The 3,057-nt window shown below is 63.5% G+C and carries 5 protein-coding genes and 1 riboswitch; of the genes, 1 reads left to right on the forward strand and 4 read right to left on the reverse strand.

The window, feature by feature from the left end; genetic code table 11:
- From EN991_RS29655 to EN991_RS29670, 4 genes are all read right to left on the reverse strand, one after another.
- Positions 1 to 797 (reverse strand): pirin family protein (locus EN991_RS29655; protein WP_164769462.1); only part of this gene is annotated, 797 nt, incomplete at its 3' end.
- 39 nt (positions 798 to 836) lie between these two features.
- The gene (locus tag EN991_RS29660) at positions 837 to 1,103 is read right to left on the reverse strand and encodes a DUF2277 domain-containing protein (protein WP_013532791.1); all 267 of its coding nucleotides are present in this window, start codon (positions 1,101 to 1,103) and stop codon (positions 837 to 839) included.
- A gap of 110 nt (positions 1,104 to 1,213) precedes the next feature.
- Positions 1,214 to 1,465, reverse strand: coding sequence for an exodeoxyribonuclease VII small subunit (locus EN991_RS29665; RefSeq protein WP_013532792.1), 252 nt, complete (start codon positions 1,463 to 1,465; stop codon positions 1,214 to 1,216).
- Between the two features lie 3 nt (positions 1,466 to 1,468).
- A complete protein-coding gene (locus EN991_RS29670) occupies positions 1,469 to 2,395 on the reverse strand; it encodes a histone deacetylase family protein (protein ID WP_024503603.1) in 927 nt (308 codons plus the stop codon).
- Between the two features lie 121 nt (positions 2,396 to 2,516).
- A riboswitch (cobalamin riboswitch) is annotated at positions 2,517 to 2,697 on the forward strand.
- 110 nt (positions 2,698 to 2,807) lie between these two features.
- Between EN991_RS29670 and EN991_RS29675 the strand changes: the two genes are divergently transcribed.
- Positions 2,808 to 3,057: nitroreductase family protein (locus EN991_RS29675; protein ID WP_245461109.1), on the forward strand; the 250-nt coding region annotated here is incomplete at its 3' end.

Below are 3,057 nucleotides of genomic sequence, written 5' to 3' on the forward strand. Positions count from 1 at the left end.
ATGTAACGCTTCGAACCAAGAGAGGCGCCGCCGAACAGCATGAAATGCGCCCCGGTCTGCGACGACACGACGATCTCGTCACCGGGACGGAAGACCAGCAGCCGTTCGGCTGGGAACACATCGCCCGAAATCGAGACCTCGCCTTCCAGCGTGTAAATGGCGCGCTCTTCCGCATCGGCAGGGATTTTCACGCTGGCGCCGGGCGCCAGGCGCAGGTCGGCGTAGAGCGTCTCCGAATCGGCCCTGACCGGGGACCGTAATCCTTGGAAATCGCCGATGATGAGGCGCCCGTTGACGCCTTCGGCATCAATCTCGGGAAGCCTGAGCGCTCCTGTGTTCTCGAACACAGGAGCCACCTCTTCCTTGTCGTCCGGCAGCGCCAGCCATGTCTGCAGGCCGGATATCGACATCGGCGCGCCACGCAGTTCCTCCGGCGTACGCTCCGAATGGACGATGCCGCGGCCGGCGGTCATCAAATTCACGTCGCCGGGCTGAATGACCATTTCGGTGCCGAGGGAGTCGCGGTGCCGGATCTTGCCGTCGAACAGATAGGTGACCGTCGACAGTCCGATATGCGGATGCGGACGGACGTCCAGCGCCTGGCCGGCCCGCAGGATCGCGGGACCCATGCGGTCGAAGAAGATGAACGGACCGACCAACCGCCTTTTTGCCGTTGGCAGGGCACGGCGCACCTGAAAACCACCGATGTCCTTGGCGTTCGGAACGACCATCAATTCGATCTGATCGCTGGCGAACGCATCGCCCACCTCAGGGTCTTTCCCGGGGAAGAAGCTCATGGACTCTCCTTGTCGGTGGTCGAAGGCCGCCTGGCCGCATCAGGCAAAGCGGATGGCCGCCTTTGCCCGCAGCTTGGCCGCCACCTCTTCGCGATTGCGCGGATGCTGATGGGTTTCCAGGGAATCGAGCAGTTCGCGCGCCGAGGCCGCGATGGCGTCGACGGCATGATCGAAGGCGTGCTGGTTCTGCTTCGAGGGTCGCGTCGTTCCGCTCAGCTTGCGGACGAACTGAAGGGCCGCGTCGCGCACCTCGTCATTGGTTGCCGGCGGATCAAAATTGAACAGGGTCTTGATGTTTCTGCACATCGCTTCCGTATCTCCTCTTGTCCTTGAGCTGTTTCAATCGGAACGAGTTATAGCCTCGATCATGATCATGTCCAAAAACCGGTGAGGCGAGGCCATCGTTCGGACCGGCCTCAATCCGCGTCGAGCGGCTCCGTTCCAACCGGCTTGCCGTCGCGCGACAGCCTGATCTTCTCGACCTTGTCCTCGGCGGCCTTCAGCAGCCGGTCGCAATGCGCCTTCAGCGCCTCGCCACGTTCATAGATCCTGATCGACTGGTCGAGCGGCACGTCGCCACGCTCCAGATCATCGACGATCTTCTCCAGCGCATCGAGTGCCTGCTCGAAGCTCATCGCCTTGACGTCTTCGTTGGTCTCACCAGCCATCATTCATCCTTTCATCAGTCGCCCGACATGGGCGGCGACCGAAAATGCCAATCCCTGCAGATCGTAGCCGCCCTCGAGCAGGCTTACGAGCCGGTTGCCGCTGTGGCGTGCCGCGCGCTGCATCAACTGGCCGGTCGCCCAGTCGAAATCATCCTCGGTCAGATTGATCTCGGCCAGCGGATCGCGGTGGTGCGCGTCGAACCCGGCCGAAATGATGATCAGGTCGGGCGCGAAATTGTCGAGCGCGGGCAGGACGCGCGACAGGAAGGCATCGCGAAACACTTCGCTGCCGGTCTGCGGCGCCAGCGGTGCGTTGACGATATTGCCGGCGCCCGTTTCGGTCTTCGCTCCGGTGCCGGGATAAAGCGGCATCTGGTGTGTCGAGCAATAGAGCACCGAGGGATCGTCCCAGAAAATATCCTGCGTGCCATTGCCGTGATGCACGTCCCAGTCGACGATGGCAACGCGCTCGACACCGTGTTTCTTCTGCGCATAACGCGCCGCGATCGCCGCCGTGTTGAACAGGCAGAAGCCCATGGCCGTGGTCTTTTCGGCATGATGGCCGGGCGGCCGGGCGGCGACGAAGACGTTGTCGGCGCGGCCCGAAAAGACATCATCGACGGCGGCGTTGGCGGCGCCGATCGCGGTGATCGCCGCTTGCCAGCTCTTCGGACTGGCAGTGGTGTCGGCATCGATGCGGGCAATCCCCTCGTCGGGGATGGCGGCGCGCACGCGGGCGACGAAATCGGCGGGATGCGCGTAGAGGATGGTGGCCTCGTCGCCTTCCGGCGCCTGGATACGATCGAGCGCGGCAAAGGCTTCCTCATCGAGCACGCGCTCGATGGCGCGCAGGCGGTCGGGCCGCTCGGGATGTCCGGGCGGCGTGAGATGCTCGAGGAAGATCGGATGCGTGTAGAGACGGGTGGTCATCGTCCTAATCTAGTGACCCCGATCGACAAAGGCCATGCACGGGCGGCCGATGACTGGGGAAAATCGCGCCTGCGTCCATTCGTGTCGCCGCAGGCATTGGCCCCGCCGGCGCTTCGGCGTAAAGTCCTTGGTACTGCCTGGTGCCCGCCGCAAGCGGGAGAATCGGGAACACGGTTGAATTCCGTGGCGTGCCCAACGCTGTGAGGGGGACCGCGCCGGTAAATGCCACTGTCGATGACGGGAAGGCACCGGACGCGGGTTGATCCCAAGCCAGAAGACCGGCCTGGCAGGCATCGTCATCCGCATGGTCGGGCGGGTGGCATCAGAGCGACGTGCGTCCATTTGGACGCACAGCGTACGCTCTGACCGTTTTGAATCTGCAATCGCAAGGGGACAAGCGATGCCGGAACATATGACCGCTGCCATTGACGATGGATTCGACCAGAATGCGCGCGATGCGGTCTATCGCGCCATGTTCACGCGGCGCGACGTGCGCAGCCATTTCCTGCCCAACGCGATCGATGACGACGTGCTGGCGCGGCTGCTGCTTGCCGCCCATCACGCGCCATCGGTCGGCTTCATGCAGCCATGGAATTTCATTGTCATTCGCGATGCCGGACGACGAGCGGAGGTGCGCGACCTGTTCCTGGCCGCGCGCGAGC

Origin of the sequence: Mesorhizobium sp. M7A.F.Ca.US.005.03.2.1, from assembly GCF_003997795.1 — a bacterium.
Classification (GTDB): Bacteria; Pseudomonadota; Alphaproteobacteria; order Rhizobiales; family Rhizobiaceae; genus Mesorhizobium; species Mesorhizobium ciceri.

Bases quoted from the DNA above. Each gene is read 5' to 3' on its own strand.
- EN991_RS29665 (WP_013532792.1), bottom strand. From the start codon at position 1,465: ATGGCTGGTGAGACCAACGAAGACGTCAAGGCGATGAGCTTCGAGCAG.
- EN991_RS29660 (WP_013532791.1), bottom strand. From the start codon at position 1,103: ATGTGCAGAAACATCAAGACCCTGTTCAATTTTGATCCGCCGGCAACC.
- EN991_RS29670 (WP_024503603.1), bottom strand. From the start codon at position 2,395: ATGACCACCCGTCTCTACACGCATCCGATCTTCCTCGAGCATCTCACG.